We start from the raw sequence: 26,411 nt of genomic DNA, 5'->3' as shown, positions 1-26,411 counted from the left end.
CGACCGTATGGCTGAGATAGGACCGTTTCGGTCCTACTTCTCGCTTGGGGCCTGTGTCGAAGTCAGGCCCGGCTATCGCGAACACGGACTTCGACCCAGGCCCTAAGTTGTGCTGGTGAGTGACGCGGCTCGGTTGTTGCGCCTGTTGTCGTTGCTGCAGACGCCGCGCGAGTGGCCCGGCAGCGAGCTGGCGCGCCGCCTGGAGGTCACGCCGCGCACGGTGCGCCGCGACGTGGACCGCCTGCGCGACCTCGGCTACCCGGTCGAGGCCACGATGGGCGTGCTCGGCGGGTACCGGCTCGTCGCGGGCGCGGCGATACCCCCGCTGCTGCTGGACGACGAGGAAGCCGTCGCCATCGCGGTCGGCCTGCGCACCGCCGCCCGTCAACCGGTGGCGGGCATCGCCGAGTCGTCCCTGCGCGCCTTGGCGAAGCTGCAGCAGGTGCTGCCGTCCCGGCTGGCACGGCGGGTGGCGTCTCTGACGGCGGCCACCACTTCGGCCGCGTCGTCGTCCGCCTCGCTCGTCGACCCCGGCCAGCTGAGCGTGATCGCGGGCGCGGTGGAGGCCCGGTCACGCGTGCGGTTCGCTTACGTGGCGCAGGAGAACGTGGTGTCGAAGCGCCACGTCGAGCCTGTTCGGTTGGTAGCGCTGGACCGGCGCTGGTACCTCCTCGCGTTCGACGTCGAGCGGGACGGCTGGCGGACCTTCCGGGTGGACCGGATCTCGTCCTCGCTGGCCACCGGGGTCCGGTTCGCACCACGGGTGCCGCCTGGCGGGGACGCGATCTCGTACGTGACGGAGACGATGTACTCCTCGGCTCCGACCTATCGGGCTCACGCCACGCTGCGGCTACCCGTGGAGCTGGCGCGGGCCCGGCTGGCGGACTTCGCCGGTGAGCTGACCGCGGTCGACGACGGCTCGTGCACCTGGCACAGCGCCGAGGACACGGTCGAGTACCTCGCGTTCCGGCTGACCTCGCTGGGGTGCGAGTTCGCCGTGCACGGGCCGGCGGAACTGGTGGGGCACCTGCGGGAGCTCGGGGAACGGATCAGCCGCTCGGTGGGACGGGAAGCCTGAGAGTCAGCCTCCCGGCGGTCTCGCCCGCACCCCCAGCACCGGCTGACCGCCCGGCACGCCCGCGTACTCGCTGTCCCAGGGCCAGCGCCCGCCCGAGTCCGGGTGCACGAGCTGCAGCGCCGCGATGCCCTCCCCGAACAACCGCGCGGACACCAGCAGGTGGGCCCACGGCCGTGCCACCTCCACGACCTCCAGCAGCGGGCCGCCGGGGAGCGAGAACCGCCGGCCCGGCGAGGGGAGGCACGTGTGCGTCAGGTGTTCGGCCACGGCGTCCAGCAGGCGGCCCCCTTCCAGGACCGGCAGGCCCGTCACCACCAGCTCCGGCAGGCCCAGCAGGGTGAGGCCGACGGTGTAGGCCCATGGCGGGTGCGCTCGGTCCCGGTCCAGGGCTTGCACGGCCCAGCCGCGCGCGTCGATGCAGCGGCGCAGGGTGGCCAGGTGGTCTTCCATCCGGCCGGCGGGGTGGTCGCAGTCCCAGCACATGGCGGTCTCCTCTGATCGGTGTGGTTCCAGTGTGGCGAGGAGGACCGACAAGATCGTTTGGGCAGTTCATGGACAGAAAGGTGACAAACGATCTGTGGGCCGTCTGGATCGTTACCCTGCGACGCACGGAGGATCGTCCATGCGCCAAAGAGGGCTTCTCATCGCGTTGGTTGAGGCCGTACGAAGGTTCGCCATGCGGCGTGCGGTGGTCCGGGGCCGCTGATGGACATGGAACCCGGCTCGCCGCTGGCCAACGCCGTCAAGGCCGCGCGTTCCGCCGCACTGCGGGGCAACGTGGTGGGGGTCGACCTCGCCTACGCGAGAGCCGCCAAGATCAGTCCCGTCGTCACCTACGACCACTGCTCCACCCTGCTCAACCTCGGTGCGCTCGGCAGAGCGGCCCGGCGCTGCGACGAGTACCTCGCCCAGTTCGACGACACCGCGCTGCGGGTGCTCAGGGCGCAGGTCCGCAGTGCCACGACGGACCACGACGGCGCGAAGCGGGAAGTGCGCGAGCTGCGCAAGCGGGAGCTCACCGAGCTGGAGCAGGCGAAGCTCGCGAGGGTCGCCGCGCTGGCCGCCGCCGACCGCTACGACTTCCCCACCGCGGAGAGCGAGCTCGACGCCGCCGAACGGCACTTCCGCCGGGCGGGGCGCAGCGAGTTCCTCGAGGACGTCGGCAAGGACCGGCTGCTCCTCGACGTGCGCAGGAGCACCCACGTCCCGAGGCTCGCGAAGCCGGCCCCGCTCACCCCCGCCGAGTTCCTGCGGCGGTCGGCGGCGCTGCGGCGGGACGTCCGGTACGAGGAGGCGCTGGCGTTGATGACGAGGGCCGTCACCAGCTACCAGGTCGAGCCCTCGCTGCGGTTCGCCGTGCTGTACGAGCTGACGGTCCTGCTCGTGCTGACGCGGCAGCCGGGGTCGGCGCGCAAGCTCTTCCCGCTGCTGGTGTCCGCTGCGGGACCAGAGGTGATCTCGAAGCTCCCCGACGCCACCAGGACGCTGCGCCTCGAACGGCGGCTCGACCACGTGCGCAGACTGGTCGTGGACGGTGAGCTGCTCAAGGCGAAAGGCATGCTGGGTGAGGGGAATTCCGCCCTCTGGCACCTCACCGCCGCCGAGATCGCCCACGCCGAGGACCGGTTCGACGAGGCGGCCCACCACTTCCACGAGGCGGCGACGCGGTCGAACCACGCCGAGCTGAAGGCGTTGGCGTTGCGCAAGCTCGGCGACTCCCGCGCCGACGCGGGCGAGGAGGACGAGGCCGCGCGGTACTGGCGCGAGTCGCGCCGCGTCGAGCTGAGCACCGGCGACCAGCAGAACGGCCCCAAGCTCCGGATGCTGCGCGCCACCCCCGACGAGCGCGACGGCCGGGTGCTCGCCGCGGTCCGCCGGGTCGAGCGCGAGGGCCGGAAAGCGTTGCCGGGACTGGTGGTCGCGGTCGAGACGGCCAACAGCGCCAAGGTCCTCGCCGAGCCGCGGCACCTCCCGCGGTTCACCGACCTCAGGGCGGCCAGGCGGTGGCTCGCCAGGACGACCCGGCACCTGCCGCGCGACCAGGTCGTGTGGATGATGCACGTGACGCCGGACCAGCTCCACCACGTGATCATCGGCCGCGGGACCACCCACCTCACGACCGACGTCCACATCAGCGATCTCACCGAAATCGTCCGCCGGCTCAAGGCGTGGAAACCGAAGCACGAACCGACGGTCCTCGGCGCGCTGCTCATCGAGCTCACGGCGTTGATCGGCCTGAAGGACGTCGTCGAGGCGCTGCCGCCGAACGTCACCAGGATCGCCGTGGTGGCGGGCGACCTGCTGGCGGACATCCCGTTCGCCGGTCTGCCGGTCCCCGGCACCGGCCAGTTCCTGGGCCTGAGCCACGCGCTGTCGACGCTGCCGTGCCTGTCCGCGCTGGCACCGCTGCGGCGCCGGGCCCGTGCTCAGCGAGGCGACGAGACGGCGGTGTTCAGTCCCGACCCGAAGCTCCGCGGTGTCCAGGGCGAGAGGTTCCGCAAGGCGTCGGACCTGGAGCCCACGCTCGCGGAGCGGCGCTTCCACCGCGTCCGCATCGACGCCTGCGGCACGTCCAACCGCCTGAGCCCCGAGCAGTCGTGGCTGAAGTTCGGCGACGAACGCGTGCCCGCGGAAGCGTTGGGGAACATGGACTTCAGCGCCTGCGGCACGGTCGTGCTCGGCGCCTGCGAGTCCGGGTTCGTCCGCGCCGCCGTCACGGCGGGCGCGGGGGCGGTCGTGGCGGCGCGCTGGGCGGCGGGCGAGACGGCGCGCACGGTGCTCGACGCGTTCGACAGGAACCTGGCCAGGCTGCCCCGCGACCAGGCGTTGCAGCACGCGCTGAGAGAGGTCGGCGACCGGCACCCCGCCGAGTGGGCGTGCTGGTCGGTGTACGGCGACGCGGGGGTCCAGACCACGGCGGGCCCGCTGCGCAGACGACTCAGGAAGAACGGAGAGCCCGTGCCGCTCGAAACCCGTCCCAAGGTGTTCCTGTCGTTCGCGGGCAAGGACCGCGCGCACGCCGAACGGCTGCGCGCGGAGCTGGAGGAGCGCAACGTCAACGCCTACCTCGACGAGACCGACGTGGCGCCCGGCGCCTCAGTCGTCGACGAGGCGCTCGCCACTTCCGACTACTACGTCCTGCTGTGGTCGGCGAACACCTCGCGACGCGAGTGGGCCACCGAGGAGTGGACGGCGGCCTTCACCCCGGAGGTCACGCGGCGGCGCGCCTTCCTGTTCGTCGTGCGGCTCGACGGGGAACCGCTGCCGCCGCTCCTGGCGCCCCGCAAGCACATCGACCTGGTGGACGCCGCCGACCACCTCGTCGCGACGTGGCGCGCGGATCGCAAGTCGGAGCTGCCGGTGTTCCCGCAGCCCGTGCCGCCCGCCCCGGACGGGCCGACCGCCGCGATCTCCGTGCGCAGCCACGACCTCGGCGTCACGCACGTTGTCATGGCACCGCTGCACGTGTCCGGCGCCGAGCTCTACCAGACCGTGTCCGACGCGTTGCGGCTGCCGACCGAGCAGGCCACCTTCGACGGTTCGATCGGGATGCGGTTCTCCTACGAGCTGTTCCACCATGGCGAGTCGATCCCGGCTGATCAGTCCACTGTGGACCTGTCGTCCGACCTGGTCGACATCGCCGTCCGCGTGGAGCCGTTCGGCACGCGCGAAGGCTTCTCCGACGAGGGTCTCGACGTCGACCAGCAACGCATGCTGCTCGTCGCGGCGTTCCGCCACCTACTCCCCTGAACGGGTGAACCAGCACGTCCAGCTCAGCCTTTTCCGGGCTTCAGCGCCTGTAACCGGTGAAGGTCGTCCCAGGGCGATGAAGACCGCGGGCGGACGCTGAAGGGGAGGCCGTTGAGCACACCGGAGCCGGACGAGGGCTTCGCCGACTTCTTCCGTGCCTGCCTGCCCGTGGTGACCAGGACGTTGACGGCGCTCACCGGAGACACCCGCGTGGTCGAGGACGTGGCGCAGGACGCGTTGGTGATCGCACGCCACCGGTGGCACGACATCAGCTCGTACGACAAGCCCGAGGCGTGGGTGCTCAAGGTCGCGATCCGGCTGATGCGGCGCCGGCAGCAGCGGCACGAACGCGAGACGCCGCTGGTAGTGGTGCCCGACGTCGCCGACCAGGTGCACGAGGTGGAACTGGTGCACTCCGCGGTGCGCAAGCTCTCTCCCCGGCACCGCGAGGCCGTGGCGCTGCACCACCTGCTCGGCTACTCGGTCAGCGAGATCGCCTCGGTGCTCGTGGTCGGCGAGTCGACCGTGCGCACGCACCTGAGCCGCGGCCGCGACGAGCTGCGGCGGATTCTCGGAGGCAGTGATGAGTGACCTGCTGGCCCGCTTCGAGCTCGACGACGCGGTCGAGCGGGTGTACCGCCTCGGCGAGGCCGCCGAACGGGCCGGGAACCCGCGCGAGGCGGCCGTCCACTTCCGGGTCGCCGCCGACCAGCACCTCGGTGACGCGGCGGTCCGGCTCGCGCGGGCGTTGTTCGCGCTCGGCGAGACGGAGGAGGCCACGCGCTGGTGCGCCACCGCCGCGGCGGACGGCTTCAGCGAGGCGGTGGAGCTGGTCGAGGAGAACCTCCTGGCGCGGCAACGGTTCCTGGAACACGCGGCACGGATCACGGTGGGCGCGCCGACGTTCGACTGGCTGCCCTCGGGCATGCCGTCCGGCCGCATGGAGCCGTCGGCGATCAAGGCTCGCACCCAGGCGTTGCGTGCTCTGGACCGCCGATACGGCGGAATCGCTTGCCACGCAGCGGTGTTGGAGCATCTCGCCGCAGTCGAACCGATGATCGTCGTCGGTGACGAGGCGATGTGGACGGCCGTCGCCGAGGTGCACGAACTGGCCGGCTGGACCGCGTTCGACAGCGGGCTGCCCGGCACGGTGCTGCCGCACTTCGAACGCGCCCTGACCCTGGCGCGGCAGGCGGAGGACGAGTCGCTGATCGCCTCGGTGCTGACCCGCGCGGGCCGGATGTTCCTGCACCACAACGCACCCGACGACGCGCTGAAGGCGTTCCAGCTCGGGCTCGTGGCCGCGCACAACTCGTGGGCCGACCGGCGGGACGTGACCGATCCGGAACAGGCCATCGCCTCGCTGACGACAAGGGTTGGCACATATGAAGAAGGGCGGGTCCGCGCCCGCACGATCGCGCTGACCGCCCTGGCCCGCAACCACCTCGCGATCGGCGACACGGCCGCTGCCGGCGGTTTCGTCGGGAACGCCCTGGCCGGCGCGAGAAACCTGCGTTCGGCGCGCGCCGACGACCAGCTGCGATGGCTGGCAGAGGAGGCCCGCGCGGCCGGCGCATCCGTGCTGGTGGACCAGATCTCGGCCCGCGTCGGCTGACCGCTCCACGCGTGCGCGCAGACGTTGTAGGTTCTCCGGCATGGCCGAGCCTTTCTCCTGGGTGCCCGCAGGGATCAACACGGACGTGCCGAGCGCCGCGCGCGTCTACGACTTCCTGTTAGGAGGTGGCCACAACTTCGCGTCCGACCGCATGGTCGGCGACAAGGTGCTGCAGGTCCTGCGCGACGGTCGCGCGATCGCCGCGTCGAACCGCTCGTTCATGCGCCGCGCGGTCCTGCTGATGATGGACCAGGGCATCACCCAGTTCCTCGACCTCGGCTCGGGCATCCCGACGGTCGGCAACGTCCACGAGATCGTGCAGCACGAGAACCCGGACGCGCGCGTGGTCTACGTGGACTACGACGAGGTCGCGGTCTCGCACAGCCAGCTCATCCTGGAGGGCAACGCCAACGCGGGCGTGGTGCAGGCGGACATGTGCCGGCCCCACGACGTGCTGTCCGACCCGGTCGTGCAGGACCTGATCGACTTCTCGCGGCCCGTCGGCCTGCTCATGGTCGCCGTGCTGCACTTCGTGCCGGACGAGAAGAACCCGGCCGAGGTCGTCGCCCGCTACCGCGACGCCATGCCGGCGGGCAGCCTGGTCGCGCTCTCGCACCTGACCGCCGACTTCAAGCCGGACGAGATGGGTGCCGTCGTCGAGGCCATGAAGCAGAGCCGCGACCCGATGTACTTCCGCCCGCTCGACGAGTTCCTGCCGATGTTCGACGGCGTGGAGGTGCTCGAGCCGGGCGTCGTCCCGGCGCCGCGGTGGCACCCGGAGCTCGGCCCGGCCGGAGAGGGCGGCCCGGAGGACGTCTACGTCGGAGTGGGCCGCACGCTCTAGCCGGACCCGGCTTCGTCGGCTGTGGCCTGGACCACAAAACCCGGTGCAGCGAACGGGGGTGTCCAGGGGGTTTCCCGAACCACACGACCACGAAGAAGAAGGGGGCGGCGTGGGGTTCGACCAGTTCGTCACCGATCGGCTGGACCGGCTGCTGCGGTACGCCACCGCGATCACCTGCGACAAACACCTGGCGCAGGACATCGTGCAGAACGTCCTCATGCGCGCACAGGGCAAGTGGGACCGCATCGGAGCGATGGAAGCTCCGTACCTGTATGTGAAGCGCATGGTGACCAACGACTACCTGTCGTGGCGTCACCGCAAGGCCGCGCGCGAGATCGCCGTGGAACGCAGCGAACTCGCTGAGCGCGTGCCGTCGATGGCTGATCCTGCTGATGCGCACGCCGAACGCGAGGCCATGCGCGCACGGATCGCTGTCCTGCCACGCAAGCAACGTGCGGCGTTGGTGCTGCGGTTCTACGAGGACTGCAGCGACGCTGAGATCGCACAGGTGCTCGGCTGCGCGGAATCGACTGTGCGCAGCCAACTCTCTCGCGCGCTGCAGACGTTGCGCGCCCATGAACTCGCTCGGTCCGCCACCCTGGGGGTGCACTCGTGAACGACCTCATCCGTCAGGCCATCGCCGCCGAGGCCGAGGAGCGCGTCGACCCGCGGACCGTCATGGCCGGGTTGCGCGAGCGCAAGAAGCGCAAGCCGATCGGCATGATCGTCGGGGTCGCGACGCTCACCGCGGCCGCGGCTGCCGCGGCCGTGATCATCCCGACCGCGGTGAAGAAGACCGACGCGGCGCCTGCCGCGGCGCCACCGGCGACCGCGCAGAACGTGCTGCTCATCGGCCTCGACGACTACGACAACGCCGACGCGCTCATGCTCGCGCGGTTCAAGGCCGGTGGAGAGGGGGTCTCGATCGTCTCGGTGCCACGGGACGTCCTCGTGGGCGCGGAGAGGATCAACGGCCTGTTCGCCAAGGATCCCAAGAGGCTGACCGACGCGATCGAGAAGACGACGGGGGCGGAGGTCGACCACTACGCCGCCGTGAGGATGTCCGAGTTCGGCAGGATCTCGCAGCTCCTCGGTGGGGTCGAGGTGTGCCTGAAGGCACCGGTGAGCGATCCGGTCGCCAAGGTCAGCTTCCCGGCCGGGCGGCAGACCCTCCAAGGGGACAAGGCGCTCGCGTTCCTGCGTCAGCGGCACGGCCTGGAGAACGGCGACCTGGACAGGGCCAGGCGGCAGCAGGCGTTCCTCGCCGGTCTGGCCTCGCGGATCACGAAGGAGAACGCGCTGGCTCTCGCCCGCGGCGTCACCGGGGTGATCAGGACGGACGAGGGCTGGGACGTGCTGGAGTTCGCGCAGCGGTTCACCGGCCCGGTGACGGTCGGCGTGACGACGCTGCCGGTCGACGAGCCCGTCGAGCTCCAGCCCAGTACCGGTTTCGGGTACGAGGTCGACCCGGCCAAGGCCAAGGAGTTCGTCGGCAAGGCTCTCGAGGGCGGCGACGTCTCCGGCGGAGACGGCTGCGTCCGATGACGATCACTCCAATGGAGCATCAAGTCCCCCGGTTGCATCGTCGATGACCAGCGTGTAGCCCGCCGGACGGCCGCTACGATCACCCCGTGCGCGAGCCCCTCGAACGAGACGACGAGATCGCGCACATCCGCGAAGCACTCGACGCGGCCACCCGTGGTGAGGGTCGTGTCGTCGTCATCGAGGGCCGTGCCGGCATCGGCAAGACCAGGCTCGTGCACGAGTGCCGCGAGATGGCCAAGGAGCGCGGGTTCGGCCGGCTGCAGGCCGTCGGCGACGCCCTGGAGAGCGCCATGGCGTGGGGCGTCGTCCGGCAGATGGTCGAGCGGTCGGTGTCGCGGTACTCCGGCGAGATCCGCGCGAAGATCCTGGCCGGGCCGTCCGGGGCCGCGCTCAAGGCCCTCGACGACGCCGCGCTCGACCCGAGCGAGGCCGAGCTCGCCCGCACGCTGCACTCGCTGTGGTGGGTCGCGGTGGACCTCTCGTCCACCCGGCCACTGCTGATCACGGTGGACGACGCGCACTGGGCGGACCACTCGTCGCTGCAGTTCCTCGTCTACCTCTCGCGCCGGATCGCGGACCTGCCGATCGCGCTCGTCGTCGCGACCAGGCCACCCGCGGACAACTTCGGGCCGCTCGCGCAGTTCAGCGTGTCCGCCGACCGGCTGTTGCCGCGCCCCCTCACCACGGAGGCGCTCGCCACGCTGGTCGGCGGTCACCCCGAGGTGATCACCGCGCTGCACGCGGCCAGCGGCGGGAACCCGTTCCTCACCGGCGTCCTGGTGGACGAGCTGGCGGCGCTCGGGCTGCCGCTGGACGACGCGGCGACGGCGGAGAAGGTCGGCACGCTGGGACCGAGCACCGTCTTCCGCGCCACGCTCGGCCGGTTGCCCACGCAGGCCGTGGCGCTCGCGGGGGCGGTCGCCGTCCTCGGGTCGCACGCGGATCCCTGGCAGGCGGCGGAACTCGCCGAGGTGAGCGATCTCCCCGCCGCGGTGGAGGCGTTGACGGCGGCGAACGTGCTCGTCACCGGCGACCACCTGGAGTACGCGCACCCCGTTGTGCGCGAAGCGGTTCTGGCCGGTCTCGGACCGATCGCCCGTGCCTCGCTGCACGCGCGCGCCGCGAAAGCGTTGCGGGATCAGCACGCGCCGGCGGACCGGATCGCCGTCCACCTCGTCCACGCTCCCAAGGGGACGCTGCCGAACGCCGCGGAAGTGTTGCGCAAGGCCGCTTCCGCGTTGTTGGCGGCCGGTGACGCGCGCACGGCCGCCGCGCACCTGACACGGGCGGTGGACGAGAAACCCGACGACGCGGCGCTGCGTGCCGAGCTCGGACGAGCGTTGCTGCGGACCGGCGACGCGGTCAACGCGCACCGGCACCTCAAGGCCGCGGCGCAGGGGCTGCCGGACGCGGAGCTGGTGGCGGCCGCCGCCTCGGCGACGGCGGCGCTGGAAGGCCCGGCGGCGGCGATCACCGAGCTGACCGAAGCCATCGCGGCACGGCCGAACGGTGAGTCGCGGCTGCACCTGGAGGCACGGCTCGCGGTGTTCCGCTCGTTCCTCCCCGACCAGCGGCAGGTCGCGTCCGCGCACCTCAGCGCCTACGCGGACCTGCCGGGCAGCACCCCGGACGAACGCACGCTGCTCGGGCTCCTCGCGCAGATGGGCCGCTACGAGGTGTGGCCGCACGACGAGGTCGCCGCGACCGCGACGCGCGCGCTGGCCAACGGCGCCTACCTCGACGACGCGACGGGCAGCACGGACGCGATGGTCGCGTGGCTGGTGGCGTTGCTCGCGCTGATGGCCGCGGACGGCGTCGACACGGCACGACCCGAGATCGAGCGCGCACGGCTGAAGGTGCGCCGCCACGGCTCGCCGATCGAGTTCGCGATGGTGGCGAACGCGTCGCTGTTCCTGAGCTGGCGCATCGGGGCCATGCAGGCGGTCGAGGCGGAGGCCGAGGGCGCGCTGGCCGCCGTCGAGCACGAGGACCCGGTGTCCGAGGTGATCAGCCTGCGGGCGACCTCGACGCACTTCGCGGCCTACGCGGCGCTCGAACGGGGCGACGTCGCCGCCGCCACGGGCTTCATCACCGCGTTCGACACCAGGCACGCCGACGCCCGGCTGACCATGCCGATGATCTGGCTGCACGAGGTGCGGGCGTTGATCGCGCTGGCGGAGGGCGACGCACGGCGCGCGATGGCCGAGGCATACCGCCAGCGCGACGCGATGCACCAGATGCACGCCGACCCGCCGACGGTCCCGTGGCGCGCTCCGGCGGCGAGGGCGGCGTTGCAGCTCGGCCAGCACGAGCTCGCGCTGGAACTGGCGGCTGAACAGCTCGGCGTGGCCCGTAGGTGGGGTGCCGCGACCGAGGTCGGCGCGGCCCTGCGGCTGCTCGCGCACGCCGACCCCGGCGACCGGCTGGACCTGCTGACCGAGTCGGTGTCGGTCCTGGATAGCTCGCCGTCACGCCTGGAGCTCGCCCGGTCGCTGGTCGACCTGGGCGAGGCGCTCCGGGTGGCACGACGGCGGACGGACGCGCGCGAGCCGTTGCACAGGGCGATCGACCTCGCGGGCCAGTGCGGCTCCGCGGTCCTGCGGACGCGGGCCGTCGAGGCGCTGGAGGCCCTCGGCGACAGGCCCCGCAGGCAGGTCGTGGTGGGCGCGGAGGCGTTGACGGCGTCCGAGCGGCGGGTCGCGGACCTCGCGGCGACCGGGCGGGCGAACAGGGAGATCGCGCAGGAGCTGTTCGTGACTCCCAAGACCGTCGAGAACCACCTCGGGCGGATCTACACGAAGCTCGGGATCGCAGGTCGCAGGGACCTCGCCCGCGTCCTCGCCTGAGACAGAGCGACGTGGGGGTGTGCCTGATACACCCATCTTTCCCGGCGAAGGGTTGAGGGTTCTCCCCTCATGCCCTTGGGGGTCCGTCCCGGCGAATCTTGTGTCACCACAGGGGAACACGAGACAGGGGACACCGAGATGATCCGCAACGCCCTCATCGCCGCCGCCGCACTCACCGCCGTCGTCGCACCCGCCACCGCGGTGGCCGACCCGGTCCTGGGCACGCCGCCGCCGTGCGTCGGTGCCGCCGACCTGGCCGGTGCCGACTTCAACGTCAAGAAGTGCGGCGTCAGCGACGTGGACCAGCACCGCGCCGGCCTGGAGAGCAACGGCGGCGCCTACTGCGGCCCGGCCTCGCTCTACAACGTCCTGCACTACTGGGGCCACGAGAAGGACGCGCCGGTCGGCTGGCTGACCACGAAGGTCGGCAACCTGAACCCGAAGGACCCCGCCGACTTCGGCGTCATCACCAACTCGATCGGACGGATCGGCGTCGACGCGAAGTACGACGGCGGCACCAACCTCACGAACCTGCGCACCGCGTGGAACATCGCCACCAAGCCCGCCCGCGACGCCGGCTGGACCACCTCCGCGGGTGTCGTGAGCACCAACAACGTGCCGGACTTCGCCGGCGAGCTCGCCAGGAAGCTCAACGAGGGCCCGCTGCAGCTCGTGTACGGCCGCTACAAGGCGGGCCCGACGGCCGGCTCTCTGCAGCGCACCGGCGGCCACATCGTCACGGTGGTGTCCGCGACCGGCTCGTTCAACGGCAGCACGATCCAGCTCAAGCTGGCCGACCCCGGCCGTGCGCTGGACAGCGGCCAGGGCGACTACCTCTACACCCAGTCCGCCTACGAGTCGCTCGACGTGACGCTCACCAAGAAGGTCCTCAACGAGTACGTCCCGGTCAAGGACGACGAGGACACCCGTGAGGACGAGTCGCAGCAGCCGGGCACCTACCGGACCGTGACGCGCTGGGAGGTCTCCGGCCCGCGCTACGTCAGCGACACCACCCGCGGGATGGCCGAGGGCTTCAACTGGTTCGACATGGCCAAGTGACCCGAGGCGTCCAGGGGCCGCACCCTTCAGGGGGTGCGGCCCTTCGCCCTAGCCTGAGTGGCATGCCCAGCCGCGATCGGGAACGGACCCGCCGCCGGTTGCTGGACGCCGCGTTCGTCGAGTTCGCGGCGTACGGGGTCGCCGGCGCGCGGATGGAGCGGATCGCCCGCATCGCGGGGTGTTCCGCGGGGCTCGCCTACACCTACTACGGCGGCAAGGACGAGCTGTACGACGCCGTCCAGGCCGAGGTGGTGGACGCGGCGGCGGTGGAGTTCGACGCGAGCGACCTGCCGGGGTACGCGGCCCGGTTGTACGAGCTGCAGCACCGGCACCCCGAGTTCGCCCGGCTCGCGACCTGGCGGCGGCTGGAACGGCGCGGGACCGTCAGCCGCGCGGCCGAGGTCGAGGCGATCAGGGCGGTGCAGGAGTCGGGGCTCGTGTCGTCGCGGTTCGCGGCCGAGCAGGTGCTGGAGCTGGTGCTGGCGATCGCGTCGATGTGGTCGAACGCCCCGGCGGTGAGTTCGGACCACGTGGTGCGCAGGCGCACGGTCGAGGACGCGGTGCGACGGCTGATCGAGCCGTAGCCTGGCTGCATGCGCGTTCTTGTGGTCGCTGCGCCGCTGCTGGGGCATGTCTTCCCGTTGATGCCGCTCGCTCTCGCCCTGCGCGAGGCGGGCCACGACGTCGTGGTCGCGACCGGCGGCGAGGCGCTGCGGGTCCGCGACTCCGGCCTGCGCGTCGAGGACGTCGTCCCCTCGAACGTCCGCTTCGGAGCGATCGCGTTGCGGATCATGCTCGCGCACCCGGTGGTGGCCGGGAGGGAGATGCGCGGCAGCGGCGGGCTGGACTTCGTGTCACGGCTCTTCGGCACCGTCGGCGACGCCATGCACGGGCCGTTGCGCGAGCTCGCCGGGAGCTGGAAACCGGACATCGTGGTGCACGAACCGCTGGCCGCCGCCGGCGCCGCGCTGGGCGTGCCCTCGATCGTCCACGACGTGTCGCTGTTCGACGGCGTGGACCTGACGGCCGCGGTCGGCGCGCGGATGAAGGCCGCTGTGCGTTCTCCCACGACGACCCTGCGCACCGCGCCGAAGAGCATGGCGGAGTTCCTGGGCGGACGGCCGCTGCGGTTCGTGCCCTACAGCGGCGACGGCGAGGTGCCCCAGTGGCTCGTCGAGCCCTCCGGCAAGCCGCGCATCCTGGTCAGCCGCAGCACCGTGTCCGGTCCCGGCGCCGGGCGCATGATGGCCGCCGTCACGAAGGCCGCGGGCCAGGTGGACGCCGAGTTCGTGCTCGTCAGACCGGCCAGGACCGAGGGCCTGCCGGACAACGTGAGGACCGTCGGGTGGGTGCCCATCCCCCGCGTGCTGCCGTTCTGCGACGGCATCGTGCACCACGGCGGCGCCGGGTCGTTGCTCGGCGCGCTCGCGGCCGGGGTGCCGCAGCTGGTCGAACCGGGTCCCGGCGACCGGACCGTGCACGCGACGGCGGTCACCGGGCGCGGGGCGGGGCTCGCGGCACGGCCGGAGGAGGTCACCCCGGCGCTGCTCACGCGGCTGATCGAGGACTCGAAGCTGCAACGGGCCGCCGGCGAGGTGCGGGACGAGATCGCCGGGATGCCCTCCCCCGCGGAGGTGGCGGAGCAGTGGGAGAGTTTCACGCGGTGGGGCCGCGGTTCACGAGAGTGACCCCGGCGTAATAGAAGAGCATCTAATGTGGACCGTGTGCGCATTCTCTTCTCGAGCTTAGGCTCACACGGACACGTTTATCCGATACTCCCGCTCGCGATCGCCGCCCGTGCGCAGGGACATGACGTCCTCTACGCCGTCGACTCCGGATTCCACGCGACCGTGGAAAAACTGGGTTTCACGGTTGTCGACGCGGGCGTGAGCATCTGGGACGCGTTCCGTCAGGCAAACGATCTGCACGGCACGTCCGGGTTCCGCCGCGACATGCTGCGCCAGACCGCCGTCGACGCGTTCGGATCCGTGCTGCCCAGGGCCTTCGTGAGGGACCTGGAGCCCGTGCTGGAGCGGGACAAGCCGGACCTCGTCGTCTTCGAGATCATCAACGCCGGCGCGGGCCTCGCCGCCATGCGCGCCGGAATTCCCGCGGTCTGCCACGGATTCGGCAAGATGGACGAGAACCTGGTGCCGGAGGCCATGAGCGACCTGCTCCTGGAGTACGTCGCCGAACTCGGCATCACCGTGCCGAATGGGCAGCATTACGGACTCGGATCGCCTTATCTCGACCCCTTTCCCCCGTCTTTGCAGGACGTCGGGTTCCTATCGGACGTCGATCGAATTCCGATGCGTCCCGTTCCGTTCACCGAGCCGGGCGAATTGCCCGAATGGGTGACGGAACGCTCCAGGCCGCTCGTGTACCTGACGTTCGGCACCGCGTTCTCGAACCCGGACGTGCTGCGGACCGCGATCGCCGGGCTGGCGGGGCTGGACGCCGAGGTGCTGGTCGCGACGGGCCCGCAGGTGCAGCCGTCCGCGCTGACCGACGTGCCGGGCAACGTGCACGTGCTCCCGTGGGTGCCCCAGGCGGATCTGCTCGCGCACGCAGATCTCGTCGTGCACCACGGTGGCGCGGGCACGACGGTGAGCGCCATGGCGAACGGCCTGCCGCAGCTGGTGCTGCCGCAGGGCGCCGACCAGTTCCGCAACGGCGAGATCGTCACGGACACGGGACTGGGCGCGCACCTCGTCGCCGACCAGTTCACCTCGGAGGCGGTGCGGGAGACCGCGGCGAAGCTGCTGGCCGACAGCGGCGTGCGGGCCGCGAACGCCCGCATCGCCGCCGAGATCGCGGCCATGCCGCACCCGGACGAGGTCGTGCCGAAGCTCGTGGAACTGGCGGGCTGAAGCGGCGGGGACCGGTGTCTACTCGCTGGGCACCGGTCTCAACGCGGACAGCGCCTCGTCAACCGAGTCGTGCAGCAGCAGCACGTCGGCCACGCCCGTGACCTGCAGAGGCCTCCTCACGGCGCGATGAGGCGCCACGACGTGGAAGTCCTTGCTGTGCTCGTCGGCCAGCTCGTGGGCCGTGATCAGCGTGGAGATGCCGGTCGAGCCGAAGAAGCTGACGCCTGTGAGGTCCGCGACGAGCGCGGGGCCCCCGGAGGAGAAGCCGGCCCGCAAGGCGTCGAGCACCTCGTCGGCCGTGTCCACGTCGATCTCACCTTCCACCACGATGACCACCACGCCGGCGACATCCGCGGCGCGCACCGTGAGCAGCGGTGACTCCCTGAACTGATCTTCGTTCACCAGCACTCCCCGGTGGCCGAAGCACGTGTTGCGCGGACTCCGAGCACGCTGCTGAACCCGGCTACCCGCCCGACGTTACGGCCGTTGCTTCCGCACCACAACCTATCGCTCACCCAACCGCCTGATGGCTGCGACCAGTTCAGTGTTGCGCACGCCCTTGGCCAGGTAGACGGTCACCCCCGCCTTCCGCATCTCGTCGACCGCGCCCGCGTCGGTGTAGGCGGAGAACGCCAGGATCCGCGTTCCGGGTACCCGTTGCAGGATCTTCGTCGCCGCGACCGGACCGCCCCCGGACGGCATCCGCACGTCGAGCACGACCACCGACGGCGCGTGCCGTTCGGCCAGCTCGACGGCTTCGCGGGCGTCGGCGGCGACCGCCACGACCTCCATGTCGGGCTCGTCGCCGAGCACGTCGCGCAGGACGTCCCTGATCAACGGGTCGTCGTCGGCGATCAGCACCCGCAGCGTCACGGCCGCACGTCCGGGAGCCAGAACTCGACCTCCGTGCCCCGGTCCGCACGCGCGGACACCGTGCACCAGCCGCCCGCGGCCTCGGCGCGTTCCCGCATCTCGATCAGTCCGAAGTGGCCGCTGTCGCGGTCGAGGGCGGGGAGCCCGACACCGTCGTCGGTCACCTTCACCAGGAACCCGCGGTCCACCGTCGACATGTCGACGTCGACACCGGACGCATACGCGTGCTTGCGCACGTTGGTCAGCGCCTCCTGGCAGACGCGGAAGATCGTGACGGCCGCGTCGTCGGACGGCTCCCGTTCGAAGCGGTCGCGGACCTCGCCCGCCATGCCGGTGTCGGCGAGGTAGGTCCGCAGCGACTCGCAGAGGCCCTGCCGGTCGATGGCGGGCGGCCGGACGCGGAACACGAGGTTGCGCAGCCTGGTGATGGCCGAGCTCACGGCGTCGTCGAGCTGGTCGATGCTCTCGCGGTGCGCTTCCGGGATCTTGCGGGCGAGGAGCTGCAGCCTCATGCCGACCGCGACCATGGCCTGGATCGTGTCGTCGTGGACGTCCCACGCGATGCGCTGCCGCTCCTGCTCCTGCGCCTCGACGAGGTGCGCGAGCAACCGGCGCCGGTCCGTGAGCTTCTGCTCGGCGCGCCGCCGTTCGGTCATGTCGCGGGTGACCTTGCCGAACCCGCGCAGCTCGCCGGTGTCGTCGTCGTAGAGGGCCGTGATGATCACGTTCGCCCAGAACCGGGTGCCGTCCTTGCGGACCCGCCAGCCCTCGTCCTCGAGCGCGCCCTCCGCCCTCGCGACGCGCAGCTCCCACTCGGGTTTGCCGGACCGGACGTCCTCCGGCGGGTAGAACGTCGAGAAGTGCCGTCCGATGATCTCCTCGGCGGTGTACCCCTTGATGCGCTCGGCGCCGGGGTTCCAGCTCACGACGTGCCCGCCGGGGTCGAGCATGAAGATCCCGTAGTCGCGCACGCCCAGGACGAGCAGGCGGAAGAGGTCGCTGTCCCGCCACGAGTCCGGTCGCACGGCCCCATCATGGCCTCATGCCGTCAGCTCGCACCAGGCGACCTGCTGGCCGGCCAGCTCGGTGACGCCCCAGCTCCGGCACAGCCCGCCGACCAACCTCAGGCCCCAGCTGCCGGCGCGCGGCTCGGGCGAGTGAGACGCCGCCGCGCCGGTCCGCCTCCGGCAGGGAGAACACCGCTTCGGTGAGCGAGCTCGTGGCCACCTCTTCACACTGCACCGGCGCCACTCGTCCGTGCAGGTGCAACCACACCAACCCGTCTAGTGCAGCTGCCCCAGCCGAGCACGCCGGGCGCGGCTACTGGTCGAACACGACCTCACCGCGGGCGACCTTGCGGACCGCCTCGACCAGCTCGTCCAGCCGCGCCGACTTGAGGACCAGCCCGGCCCCGCCGGCCTCGGCGACGCGGGCGGCGAGCGACGCGGTCGCCTCGCCGGTGAGCACGAGGACCCTGGCGCCGTGGGCGAGGAGCTCCGGGATCACCGCCGTGCCGTCGCCGTCGGGAAGCCTGCGGTCGAGGAGGACGACGTCGGGCCGGGTGCGTCCGGTGTCCGCGAGCGCGGCCGCGACGGTGAACGCGCGGGCGACCACCTCGATCCCGGCACGTTCCAGCGCCAGCCCGATCGCCTCGGCAACCATGTCGTGGTCCTCCACGAGAACCACTCTGGTCATGCGCCTCAGCCTACGGCGTACCTGAAGCTCCGAGACCGGCCGAGCACGAACGGGCCCAGGCACGCGAACACCTCTTCGTGCAGCTCCTCGACGCCGAGCCGCGGTGAGATCAGCTTGAGGAGGTGGGTCGCCTCGGTGGTGAGAGCACCGCCGAGCGGGAGGACGCCGACGAAGATCGGCACGCTGGAGTGCGCGGCCCGCTGCCTCACCTCCCGCAGCGCGTCCAGCGGCAGGTCGCCGAGCAGCACGTTGTCGCCCTGGTAGGCGTGCGGCGGCAGTGGTTTGCCCGCCGCCTCCGCGAACGGCCTGGGCCCGAACTCCTCGCTCAGCCTCGGTGCGACGCGGAGGTGGTCCACGTCGAACGGTTTCGTGCTCGCGAAGGTCACGCGCACGACGTCGCCGAGGGTGGTGAGCGCGGGCGTGACGTGGTCCGGCAGGTCCCACGCGTGGAACGCCTCGAACACCGCTTCCGCGTGCTCCGCCTCGAAGAACATCTCCCCCGCGTGGACCTCGCCGACGTCCAGGAGCTCGAACTCCAGCGCGGTGACGACGTCACCGACCTTCTCGGTCTTCAGGACGCGGTCGCTCGCGAAGCCGAACTCGCGGGCGAGCACGCTGAACCCGCCGCCGAGGGTGTAGCCGACGACACCGACGTCGCTCGCGTCGCCGCTCAGCGGGGCCAGTCCGTGGGGTGCGGCCTTCTCGATCACCTGCTGCCAGACCGCGCCCGCCTCGGCCCTGGCGGTCCGGGTCGCCGGGTCGACCACGACGTCGTTCATGCGCCTGGTCGAGATGAGGACGCCGGTGGTGGCCGTGGTCAGGCCGTGGCCGGTGGCCTGGATCGCGTAGTCGAGACCGCGGCTCTCGGCGTGGCCGACGGCTTCGCGCACGTCGTCGGCGTTCTCCACCGCGAAGATCACCTGGGGTTCGTGGCGGAGCCCGGTCTGGAAGCCGCTGCGTTCGTCGTCGTAGCCGGTGTCGCCGGGGCGGAAGATCTGCATGCTTCCAGCCTCGCTGGCCTGGTTCTATATGTCCAAGATCTAGTTGTGCTCGCTTCTATAATCTCCTGTTATGGAGCTTCGGCAGCTGGAGTACTTCGTCGCCGTCGTGGAAGAGGGCTCGTTCACGCGCGCCGCGGAACGGGTGCACGTCGCGCAGCCCGGCGTCAGCGCGCAGATCCGGCGGCTGGAGAGGGAGCTCGGGCACGACCTGCTCGACCGGTCCGGGCGCGCCGTCACCGTGACGGACGTCGGCGCGGCGGTGCTGCCGTGGGCCAGGGCCGCCCTGGGGTCGGTGGAGTCGGCCCGGCGGACCGTGGAGGAGATGGCCGGGCTGGTGCGCGGTGTCGTGCGCGTCGGGATGGTCGTGTCGTGCGGGATCATGGACATGCCGGAGCTGCTGTCGTCGTTCCACACGTCGTTCCCCGGCGTGGAGATCACGTTGGTGGAGGCCAACTCCGATGCGCTCATCTCCTCCCTTGTGGACGGTGAGCTGGACCTGGCGCTGGTCGGTTACGCCGGGCCGGCACCGGACGGGGTGTCGGTGCGGGTGCTCGTCGACGAACCGCTCGTGGCCGCCGTCGCCGCGTCGGATCCCTGGCACGGCAAGGAATCCGTTCCGCTGGAGGAGCTGCTGGAGCGCGGGTTGATCAGCCTGCCGCCGGGCACGGGACTGCGGGGGGCGTTGGACGAGGCCTGCGGTTCCCGCCGTCCGCGCATCGCGTTCGAGGCGTCCGCGCCGCCGATGGTGATCACGCTGGCGCAGCGCGGACTCGGGCCCGCCGTCCTCGCGTCGTCGATGGTGCCGCCGGACCTGCACGCGGTGCGGATCACCGATCCGGCGCCGTCCAGCAGGCTGGCCTTCGCCTGGCGCTCCTCCGGTCCGCACAGCCCGGCGGCGCGCGCGTTGATCGGGCTGGCGGAAAACCGGATGACAGCGGACTAACTGCTCTGTCACGCTCTTCGCATGTTCCTGACGGCTGAGCTCGACACGTGCGCGGGTGTTCCCGCGGGCGCGCTCGCCGTTGCCTCGGCACAGCTGGCCGGCGCCCGAATCTGACCCTTCTCCAGTCCCTCCTTCAGGACCGCTGGAGGAGGGTGGCAGCGGTCCACGGTTCTGAGCCCCAGCTGGATTCCCGAAGGAACAGGACGATGAAGCAGGAGTTCGTGCGCGCCAAGCCGCACCTCAACATCGGCACCATGGGTCACGTCGACCACGGCAAGACCACGCTCACCGCGGCCATCACCAAAGTTCTGTCCGAAATGGACCCCTCGGGCACGACCTTCACGGCGTTCGACCGCATCGACCGCGCGCCGGAGGAGCTGGCCCGCGGCATCACGATCAACATCGCGCACGTCGAGTACGAGACGCCCACGCGTCACTACGCGCACGTCGACATGCCCGGCCACGCCGACTACGTGAAGAACATGATCACGGGTGCGGCGCAGCTGGACGGCGCGATCCTCGTGGTGTCCGCGGAGGACGGCACGATGCCTCAGACGCGGGAGCACGTGGTCCTGGCGCATCGGGTCGGCGTGCCGCACGTGGTGGTGGCGCTGAACAAGGCCGACGCGGTGAGCGACCCGGAGCTGCTCGACCTGGTGGAGCTGGAGATCCGCGACCTGCTCTCCCAGTACGGCTTCGACGGCGACGCCACTCCGGTGGTGCGGGTGTCCGGCCTGCGCGCGTTGCAGGGCGACCCCGAGTGGGTGCGGTCGGTGGTGGCGTTGCTGGACGCCGTCGACTCGCACGTGCCGGTGCCCGAGCGGGACGTCACCGGACCGTTCCTGATGCCGATCGAGAACGTCCTGACCATCACCGGTCGCGGCACCGTCGTGACCGGCGCGGTGGAGCGGGGCGTGCTCGGCGTCGGCGACCAGGTCGAGGTGATCGGTCTCGGCGCCGCGGTGACCTCGGTCGCCACCGGCATCGAGACGTTCGGCAAGCCGATGCGGCAGGCCCAGGCGGGGGACAACGCCGCCGTCCTGCTGCGCGGTGTGAAGCGCGGGGAGGTCCGGCGCGGCCAGGTGCTGGCTCTGCCGGGCAGCGTCGCGCCGCACACCCGGTTCCGCGCGTCGGTGTACCTGCTGTCGCACGCGGAGGGCGGCCGGCACACCGGGATCGCGTCGAACTACCGCCCGCAGTTCCACTTCCGCACCGGCGACGTCGTCGGCGTGGTGGAGCTGTCCGGCACGGCGCTGGCCATGCCGGGCGACACCGTCGACGTGACGGTGGAGCTGGGCAAGGCGGTGGCGATGGACACCGGGCTCGGGTTCGCGATCCGCGAGGGCGGCAAGACCGTGGGAGCGGGCACGGTCGGCGAGGTCCTCGCCTAGCGCGGCGACCGTCGACCTCCGTCGTCGGCTTCGAGCGGCCAGGCGGGCACCTGCTGGGTGTTCGAAGCAGGCGGCGAAGACCGCGGTCGCCGCGCTGGGGCGGTGGTGACGGCCCGCGAAGGTGGTCGCGCCGCCAAATGAGAGCGCGGTGGGACTGTTGTCCCACCGCGCTTTTCACGTACCAGCCCGGTTTTCGCGCAAGAATCTCCTCACGGGACCGGGTGCCCGGCGCCCGTGCCGTCACACATCGAGCAGCGGCACGACCTCCTTGGCCCAGAACTCGAAGAACTCCCGCTGGTTGGTGCCGATCTGCTGCACGTGGACCTCGTCGAACCCGGCGTCGGCGAACTCCTTGATCTTCTCCGCGTACTGCTCGGGGTCGGGGCCGCACGGCATGGAGTCGCGGATCATCTCCGGCGTGACGAGCTGGGACGCCTGCTCGAAGTGCTTGGGGCTCGGCAGCACCTGGGCCAGCTCACCGGGCAGGCCGTCGTTGGGCCACAACCGGTGCGCGGTCTTGACGGCGTCCTCCTCGGACTTGTCGTAGCAGACCTTCAGGCCGCTCTGCGCCGGTCCGCGGCCGCCCTCGGCCCGGTACTTCTCCACCAGCTCACCGGCGGGGCCGACGCTGACGTAGCCGTCGCCGCACCGGGCAGCCAGCTTGACCGCCTTGGGACCGAACGCCGAGACGTAGATCGGCACCGGCCGTTCGGGCACGGTGTAGATCCGGGCGTTCTCGACGGTGTAGTGCTTGCCGTGGTGAGTGACCTCGTCGCCCTGGTGCAGCGTGCGGATGATGCCGATCGCCTCCTCCAGCATCTCCAGGCGCACGTCGGCGGACGGCCAGCGGTCGCCCAGCACGTGCTCGTTGAGCGCCTCGCCGCTGCCGACGCCGAGCACGAAACGGCCCTCGGTCTGCACGGCCGCGGTGGCCGCGGCCTGGGCGATGACCGCCGGGTGGACGCGGACCGTCGGGCACGTCACGGCCGTCGTGATCGGCAGCGTGACGCGCTCGGACAGCGCGCCGATCGTGCCCCACACGAACGGCGACTGGCCCTGCTCGTCGTTCCACGGGTGGTAGTGGTCCGAGATCCACAGCGACTCGAAACCGTTGTCCTCGGCCATCTTCGCGTGCCGGACCAGGTCGCGCGGGCCGTGTTCTTCTGACGAGAGGAAGTAGCCGATTTTCACGGGAGGAACTCCTGGATCTTGGTCTTCACACCGCGGCGCAGCAGGTCCCAGGCATCGGGATCGCCGCGCAGCACCGCTTCGGTCATGTCCTTGATCTGGTCGAACGTCGCGTGCGGCGGGATCGGCGGCACGTTCGGGTCGCAGCGCACGTCGAGCACGGTCGAGCCGTCGAACGCCAGCGCGGTCTCCCACGCCGTGGCGAGCTGGTTCGGGTCGTTGACCTCGATGCCCTGCAAGCCGATCGAACGCGCGTACGCCGCGTACGACACGTCCGGAAGCGTTTGCGACTCCTCGAACTTCGGTGCGCCGCCCATCGCGCGCAGCTCCCACGTGACCTGGTTGAGGTCGTTGTTGTGGAAGACGCACACCACACAACGGATGCCGTAACGCCGCAGCGTCAACAACTCCGCCATGCCGTTCATCTGCATCGCGCCATCGCCGACCAACGCGATCAACGGCCTGTTCGGCTGGGCGAAAGAGGCGCCCAGCGCGTACGGCACGGCGCAGCCCATCGTGGCCAGCGTGCCGGACAGCGACGACCGCACCTCCCCGCGGATCTTGAGCAGCCGGGCGTACCAGTTCGTCGCCGAACCCGAGTCCGCGGTGACGATCGCGTTGGCGGGCAGGCGCTTCGACAGCTCGGAGACGATCCGCATCGGGTTGACGGGGTCGGCGGGCACCTGCGCCTGCCGTTCCATCACCTCCCACCAGCGCTCGACGTTCGACTCGATCGTCTCGCGCCACGAGCGGTCGGTCTTGCGCTCCAGCAACGGGATCAGCGCTCGCAGCGTCTCGCCGGAGTCGCCGACGAGGTTGACCTCGGTCGGGTAGCGCATGCCGATCGCGCGGCCGTCGACGTCGATCTGCACGCCTCGCGCGGCACCGAACTTCGGCAGGAACTGCGAGTACGGGAAGTTCGACCCGATGATCAGCAACCGGTCGCAGTCGCGCATCATCTCGTACGACGGTCTGGTGCCGAGGATGCCGATCGACCCGGTCACGTACGGCAGGTCGTCGGGCAGCACGTCCTTGCCCAACAACGCCTTCGCGACACCCGCGCCGAGCAGGTCGGCGACCTCCCGCACCTCGTCCGCGGCACCGCGAGCGCCCTGGCCGATCAGGATCGCGACCTTGTCGCCGGAGTTCAGCACCTCGGCCGCGCGCCGGACCTCGTCGATCGACGGCACGACGGTCGAGGACGGCCGGGACGGCGGGCTCGACGGGATGTACTTGAACTCGTGCTTGGGCGGCTCGTACTCCTGCTCCTGCACGTCGTTCGGGATGATCAGCACGGCAGGCGCGCGGTCGGCCTGAGCCGTGCGCATCGCACGGTCCAGCGCGTTCGGCAACTGCTCCGGCACCACCACGTCGACCAGGTAGGAGGCGACGTCGCGGAACAACGAGTGCAGGTCGACTTCCTGCTGGTAGCTGCCGCCCAGCGCGGTGCGGGCGGTCTGGCCGACGATCGCGACGACCGGCACGTGGTCGAGCTTGGCGTCGTACAGGCCGTTGAGCAGGTGGATCGCGCCGGGACCGGACGTCGCCAGGCACACGCCGACGTCACCGCTGAACTTCGCGAACCCGACGGCGGCGAGCGCGGCCATCTCCTCGTGCCGGGTCTGGATGAACCGCGGGTCGTTGTCGGCCTTGCCGAACGCCGCCACGATCCCGTTGATGCCGTCACCGGGGTAGGCGAAGACCTGCTTGACGCCCCAGTCGCGCAGGCGCCCGACGATGAAGTCGCCGACGGTCATGAGGCGCTTCCTTCCAGCACGTACACCGTGTAGGCGGAGCGGATGATCGGCTGCGCGACGTTGCGGACCCGCACGCCGCCCGGCGTCATGCCGTGCTCGGTGCCGAAGTGCGCATGACCGTGCACGGCGAGGTTCGTGCCGGTGGCGTCGATCGCCTCGCCGAGCAGGTACGAGCCGAGGAACGGGTAGATCTCCGGCGGTTCGCCCCGCAGCGTGTCCGGCACGGGCGCGTAGTGCGTGAGCGCCACCTTGATGTCGGTGTCCAGTTCGGACAGGGCGCCCTTCAGGTTCTCCGCGATGTCGCAGGTGTGCTGGATGAACGCCTTCATCTCTCGTTCGCCGAACGCGCTGCCGCACTTGCCGGCGAACCCGCCGCCGAACCCCTTCACCCCGGCGATGCCGATCGAGCAATCGTTCGCCCGGTGGGTGAACGTCGTGCCCTCGAGCACGTGGATGCCCTTGTCCTGCAACGTCTTGGTGACTTCGAGCGGCTTGTCGTCGTGGTGGTCGTGGTTGCCGAGCACGGCGACGACCGGCACCGGCAGGTCCGCGAACTCGTCCGCGACGACCTCGGCCTCGGAGACCGTGCCGTGCCGCGTCAGGTCACCGGCCAGCAGCAGGATGTCCGCGTGCTCGCCGACCTTCTCCAGAGCGGGGCGGAGGTGCCCGCGCATGTCCTCGCCGAGGTGGATGTCCCCGACCGCCGCGACGCGGATCATCGCAGGTCCTCCTCACCCTCCGGCTCTCCCGCCGGGGTCACGCGCACGTCGTTCAGGATCTTCAGCTCCGGCGCGGCCTCGTGCAGGACCTCCTCCAGCGCGGCACGCCGTTCGGCGCAGGCCACGTCGCCGGAGAGCATCACGTTGTCCCCGCGCACGGTGACCCGGACGCCGAGCTCCGCTGTTCTGGGGTCCTCCGCGACCGCCCTACGCAGATTTGCCGCCAGGTACTGCTCGGATTCCATTGCTGCTCCTCCCGATGATCTCCAGGCGTTCGATCAGCAACAGGAACGCCTCGGCGTACGGGGAGTGCCGTGTCTCTTCGCGCACCCGGTCCCAGTCGATCTGTTCGCGCAGCGCGCGGGCGAACGGCAACAGCTCGCTGAAGTCGCAGCGGTGTCCGTCCAGCACCAGCAGCTTGCTGCTGAGCACGAAGGTCGCCGGCATCACCGGCAGCATCACCGACCCGACGGGCATCTCCTCCGCCATCGCCAGGATCTCGTCGGTGACGGGGCGCTCGTTGGGCCGGAACAGCAGGTCGACCAGCGAGTCGCCGTCGTACACCTTCAGCAGCCAGTCCTCCGGCGGCTTCGCGGCTCGTAAACCCCGCTGCACCAGCACCCGCACGGCTTCCGCCGCGTCCTGCTCGCGCACGAGGAGGTCCACGTCGTGCTCACTGGCGGGCCCGCCGCGCGCATAGCCGGCGCACCCACCCGTCAGCGCGAACGGGATCTCCGCGCTGCGCAAGGCGTTGGCTACTTTGGTCAACGTCCGCAACAGCTCGTCCTGCACGTCACTCATGCACGCCCGGTTACCCACCCAGGCGCAACGAGAACCACCGGCCGCGCGTCAAAGAGTGAAACAACCCCCGGGAGCACAGATGGTCATCTTCGGCTGGCGCACGACGATCGAGCAGCTGCGGATGGTGCAGCTGGTGTGCGGGCACTGCCACCACCAGTCGGCGCACAACCTCTTCCGGCGCTACACGAAGCCGACGATCTTCTTCATCCCGTTGTTCACGATCAGCAGCAAGTACGGGCTGCAGTGCACCTTCTGCGGTGTCTCGTACGACATCAGCAAGATGCACGCGCATCAGCTCCTGGGCTGACGGCAGGCCTCGCAGCCGGGCGCGCCCCCGTCGGTGGTGACGCGCCCGCACTCCGGGCAGATCAGTTCGAGAAGGCAGGCCGGCTCAGCCTCAGGAACACCACGACCGAGGTCCGCATCCACCCGACCG

The 26,411-nt window shown here is 71.0% G+C and carries 26 protein-coding genes; 15 read left to right on the top strand and 11 right to left on the bottom strand.

The features are described 5' to 3' along the window. The first annotated feature begins 112 nt into the window (after positions 1-112). On the top strand, positions 113-1,078 hold the full coding sequence (locus VM306_RS24305) for a helix-turn-helix transcriptional regulator (protein WP_414672441.1): 966 nt from the start codon (positions 113-115) through the stop codon (positions 1,076-1,078). Between the two features lie 3 nt (positions 1,079-1,081). On the opposite strand, the gene VM306_RS24300 is transcribed toward VM306_RS24305, so the two are convergent. After that, the gene (locus VM306_RS24300) at positions 1,082-1,561 is read right to left on the bottom strand and encodes a DUF4262 domain-containing protein (protein ID WP_325518955.1); all 480 of its coding nucleotides are present in this window, start codon (positions 1,559-1,561) and stop codon (positions 1,082-1,084) included. A gap of 222 nt (positions 1,562-1,783) precedes the next feature. On the opposite strand from VM306_RS24300, the gene VM306_RS24295 reads away from it, so the two are divergent. The 11 genes from VM306_RS24295 (at position 1,784) to VM306_RS24245 (ending at position 15,607) form a co-directional block, all read left to right on the top strand. Then, positions 1,784-4,828 carry a TIR domain-containing protein gene (locus tag VM306_RS24295; RefSeq protein WP_325518953.1) on the top strand — a complete coding sequence of 1,015 codons (3,045 nt, stop codon included), beginning with the start codon at positions 1,784-1,786 and terminating at the stop codon, positions 4,826-4,828. Positions 4,829-4,939: 111 nt separating this feature from the next. Next, positions 4,940-5,419, top strand: a complete 480-nt coding sequence (locus VM306_RS24290) for a sigma-70 family RNA polymerase sigma factor (protein ID WP_325518951.1) — start codon at positions 4,940-4,942, stop codon at positions 5,417-5,419. Beyond that, complete coding sequence (locus VM306_RS24285) at positions 5,412-6,443, top strand: hypothetical protein (protein WP_325518949.1); 1,032 nt, start codon at positions 5,412-5,414, stop codon at positions 6,441-6,443. The genes VM306_RS24290 and VM306_RS24285 overlap by 8 nt, the downstream gene beginning before the upstream one ends. A gap of 40 nt (positions 6,444-6,483) precedes the next feature. Next, positions 6,484-7,287, top strand: coding sequence for an SAM-dependent methyltransferase (locus tag VM306_RS24280; protein WP_325518947.1), 804 nt, complete (start codon positions 6,484-6,486; stop codon positions 7,285-7,287). Positions 7,288-7,396: 109 nt separating this feature from the next. Further along, on the top strand, positions 7,397-7,903 hold the full coding sequence (locus VM306_RS24275) for a SigE family RNA polymerase sigma factor (RefSeq protein ID WP_325518945.1): 507 nt from the start codon (positions 7,397-7,399) through the stop codon (positions 7,901-7,903). Continuing rightward, positions 7,900-8,832: an LCP family protein gene (locus tag VM306_RS24270; RefSeq protein ID WP_325518943.1), complete on the top strand. Its 933-nt coding sequence runs from the start codon at positions 7,900-7,902 to the stop codon at positions 8,830-8,832. The genes VM306_RS24275 and VM306_RS24270 overlap by 4 nt, the downstream gene beginning before the upstream one ends. An 86-nt stretch (positions 8,833-8,918) precedes the next feature. Continuing rightward, positions 8,919-11,678, top strand: coding sequence for a helix-turn-helix transcriptional regulator (locus VM306_RS24265; protein WP_325518941.1), 2,760 nt, complete (start codon positions 8,919-8,921; stop codon positions 11,676-11,678). Between the two features lie 138 nt (positions 11,679-11,816). Next, positions 11,817-12,737 carry a hypothetical protein gene (locus tag VM306_RS24260; RefSeq protein WP_325518940.1) on the top strand — a complete coding sequence of 307 codons (921 nt, stop codon included), beginning with the start codon at positions 11,817-11,819 and terminating at the stop codon, positions 12,735-12,737. A 62-nt stretch (positions 12,738-12,799) separates the two neighbouring features. Further along, positions 12,800-13,321 carry a TetR family transcriptional regulator gene (locus VM306_RS24255; protein WP_325518938.1) on the top strand — a complete coding sequence of 174 codons (522 nt, stop codon included), beginning with the start codon at positions 12,800-12,802 and terminating at the stop codon, positions 13,319-13,321. 9 nt (positions 13,322-13,330) lie between these two features. Further along, positions 13,331-14,425, top strand: coding sequence for a nucleotide disphospho-sugar-binding domain-containing protein (locus VM306_RS24250; RefSeq protein ID WP_325518936.1), 1,095 nt, complete (start codon positions 13,331-13,333; stop codon positions 14,423-14,425). A 27-nt stretch (positions 14,426-14,452) separates the two neighbouring features. Beyond that, on the top strand, positions 14,453-15,607 hold the full coding sequence (locus tag VM306_RS24245) for a glycosyltransferase (protein ID WP_325518934.1): 1,155 nt from the start codon (positions 14,453-14,455) through the stop codon (positions 15,605-15,607). Positions 15,608-15,625: 18 nt separating this feature from the next. Here VM306_RS24245 and VM306_RS24240 read toward each other — a convergent pair whose 3' ends face one another. The 5 genes from VM306_RS24240 to VM306_RS24220 all read right to left on the bottom strand — a co-directional run bounded on the left by VM306_RS24240 (position 15,626) and on the right by VM306_RS24220 (position 19,176). Beyond that, positions 15,626-16,009, bottom strand: coding sequence for an STAS domain-containing protein (locus VM306_RS24240; RefSeq protein WP_325518932.1), 384 nt, complete (start codon positions 16,007-16,009; stop codon positions 15,626-15,628). Positions 16,010-16,111: 102 nt separating this feature from the next. Next, on the bottom strand, positions 16,112-16,480 hold the full coding sequence (locus tag VM306_RS24235; RefSeq protein ID WP_325518930.1) for a response regulator transcription factor: 369 nt from the start codon (positions 16,478-16,480) through the stop codon (positions 16,112-16,114). Then, positions 16,477-17,505 (bottom strand): PAS domain-containing sensor histidine kinase, encoded by a 1,029-nt coding sequence (locus VM306_RS24230; RefSeq protein WP_325518928.1) that lies wholly within the window; start codon positions 17,503-17,505, stop codon positions 16,477-16,479. Before VM306_RS24230 ends, VM306_RS24235 begins: the two co-directional genes overlap by 4 nt. A 295-nt stretch (positions 17,506-17,800) precedes the next feature. Further along, positions 17,801-18,175, bottom strand: a complete 375-nt coding sequence (locus VM306_RS24225) for a response regulator transcription factor (RefSeq protein WP_325518926.1) — start codon at positions 18,173-18,175, stop codon at positions 17,801-17,803. Positions 18,176-18,180: 5 nt separating this feature from the next. Next, on the bottom strand, positions 18,181-19,176 hold the full coding sequence (locus VM306_RS24220; protein WP_325518924.1) for an FAD-dependent oxidoreductase: 996 nt from the start codon (positions 19,174-19,176) through the stop codon (positions 18,181-18,183). Between the two features lie 70 nt (positions 19,177-19,246). Between VM306_RS24220 and VM306_RS24215 the strand changes: the two genes are divergently transcribed. Together VM306_RS24215 and tuf are read left to right on the top strand one after the other, a co-directional pair. Beyond that, on the top strand, positions 19,247-20,119 hold the full coding sequence (locus VM306_RS24215) for a LysR family transcriptional regulator (protein WP_325518921.1): 873 nt from the start codon (positions 19,247-19,249) through the stop codon (positions 20,117-20,119). 206 nt (positions 20,120-20,325) lie between these two features. Next, complete coding sequence (tuf, locus tag VM306_RS24210; RefSeq protein ID WP_325518919.1) at positions 20,326-21,510, top strand: elongation factor Tu; 1,185 nt, start codon at positions 20,326-20,328, stop codon at positions 21,508-21,510. Between the two features lie 240 nt (positions 21,511-21,750). On the opposite strand, the gene VM306_RS24205 is transcribed toward tuf, so the two are convergent. From VM306_RS24205 to VM306_RS24185, 5 genes are read right to left on the bottom strand one after another with little or no spacing between them, the layout of a single operon-like run. Next, positions 21,751-22,701 carry a TIGR03557 family F420-dependent LLM class oxidoreductase gene (locus tag VM306_RS24205; protein ID WP_325518917.1) on the bottom strand — a complete coding sequence of 317 codons (951 nt, stop codon included), beginning with the start codon at positions 22,699-22,701 and terminating at the stop codon, positions 21,751-21,753. Next, positions 22,698-24,455 (bottom strand): thiamine pyrophosphate-requiring protein, encoded by a 1,758-nt coding sequence (locus VM306_RS24200; RefSeq protein ID WP_325518915.1) that lies wholly within the window; start codon positions 24,453-24,455, stop codon positions 22,698-22,700. The genes VM306_RS24205 and VM306_RS24200 overlap by 4 nt, the downstream gene beginning before the upstream one ends. After that, on the bottom strand, positions 24,452-25,174 hold the full coding sequence (locus VM306_RS24195; protein WP_325518913.1) for a metallophosphoesterase family protein: 723 nt from the start codon (positions 25,172-25,174) through the stop codon (positions 24,452-24,454). Before VM306_RS24195 ends, VM306_RS24200 begins: the two co-directional genes overlap by 4 nt. Next, a complete protein-coding gene (locus VM306_RS24190; protein WP_325518911.1) occupies positions 25,171-25,419 on the bottom strand; it encodes a BON domain-containing protein in 249 nt (82 codons plus the stop codon). The genes VM306_RS24195 and VM306_RS24190 overlap by 4 nt, the downstream gene beginning before the upstream one ends. Beyond that, on the bottom strand, positions 25,382-25,975 hold the full coding sequence (locus tag VM306_RS24185) for a nucleotidyltransferase family protein (protein WP_325518909.1): 594 nt from the start codon (positions 25,973-25,975) through the stop codon (positions 25,382-25,384). The genes VM306_RS24190 and VM306_RS24185 overlap by 38 nt, the downstream gene beginning before the upstream one ends. Positions 25,976-26,054: 79 nt before the next feature. Between VM306_RS24185 and VM306_RS24180 the strand changes: the two genes are divergently transcribed. Further along, a complete protein-coding gene (locus VM306_RS24180) occupies positions 26,055-26,282 on the top strand; it encodes a zinc-ribbon domain-containing protein (RefSeq protein ID WP_325518907.1) in 228 nt (75 codons plus the stop codon). Positions 26,283-26,411: the final 129 nt, after the last annotated feature.

The sequence above is a fragment of the Lentzea sp. genome, from assembly GCF_035525475.1.
In the GTDB taxonomy this organism is placed as follows: Bacteria; Actinomycetota; Actinomycetes; order Mycobacteriales; family Pseudonocardiaceae; genus Lentzea.
The sequence above is the reverse complement of the archived record's forward strand: the minus strand, read 5'-3'. Positions and strand labels throughout refer to the sequence as shown.

Coding starts and splice junctions, on each gene's coding strand:
- VM306_RS24225 (WP_325518926.1), bottom strand. CDS start 18,175: ATGACCAGAGTGGTTCTCGTGGAGGACCACGACATGGTTGCCGAGGCG.
- VM306_RS24200 (WP_325518915.1), bottom strand. CDS start 24,455: ATGACCGTCGGCGACTTCATCGTCGGGCGCCTGCGCGACTGGGGCGTC.
- tuf (WP_325518919.1), top strand. CDS start 20,326: ATGAAGCAGGAGTTCGTGCGCGCCAAGCCGCACCTCAACATCGGCACC.
- VM306_RS24185 (WP_325518909.1), bottom strand. CDS start 25,975: ATGAGTGACGTGCAGGACGAGCTGTTGCGGACGTTGACCAAAGTAGCC.
- VM306_RS24195 (WP_325518913.1), bottom strand. CDS start 25,174: ATGATCCGCGTCGCGGCGGTCGGGGACATCCACCTCGGCGAGGACATG.
- VM306_RS24220 (WP_325518924.1), bottom strand. CDS start 19,176: ATGCAGATCTTCCGCCCCGGCGACACCGGCTACGACGACGAACGCAGC.
- VM306_RS24250 (WP_325518936.1), top strand. CDS start 13,331: ATGCGCGTTCTTGTGGTCGCTGCGCCGCTGCTGGGGCATGTCTTCCCG.
- VM306_RS24190 (WP_325518911.1), bottom strand. CDS start 25,419: ATGGAATCCGAGCAGTACCTGGCGGCAAATCTGCGTAGGGCGGTCGCG.
- VM306_RS24215 (WP_325518921.1), top strand. CDS start 19,247: ATGGAGCTTCGGCAGCTGGAGTACTTCGTCGCCGTCGTGGAAGAGGGC.
- VM306_RS24180 (WP_325518907.1), top strand. CDS start 26,055: ATGGTCATCTTCGGCTGGCGCACGACGATCGAGCAGCTGCGGATGGTG.
- VM306_RS24260 (WP_325518940.1), top strand. CDS start 11,817: ATGATCCGCAACGCCCTCATCGCCGCCGCCGCACTCACCGCCGTCGTC.
- VM306_RS24285 (WP_325518949.1), top strand. CDS start 5,412: ATGAGTGACCTGCTGGCCCGCTTCGAGCTCGACGACGCGGTCGAGCGG.
- VM306_RS24255 (WP_325518938.1), top strand. CDS start 12,800: ATGCCCAGCCGCGATCGGGAACGGACCCGCCGCCGGTTGCTGGACGCC.
- VM306_RS24300 (WP_325518955.1), bottom strand. CDS start 1,561: ATGTGCTGGGACTGCGACCACCCCGCCGGCCGGATGGAAGACCACCTG.
- VM306_RS24295 (WP_325518953.1), top strand. CDS start 1,784: ATGGACATGGAACCCGGCTCGCCGCTGGCCAACGCCGTCAAGGCCGCG.
- VM306_RS24280 (WP_325518947.1), top strand. CDS start 6,484: ATGGCCGAGCCTTTCTCCTGGGTGCCCGCAGGGATCAACACGGACGTG.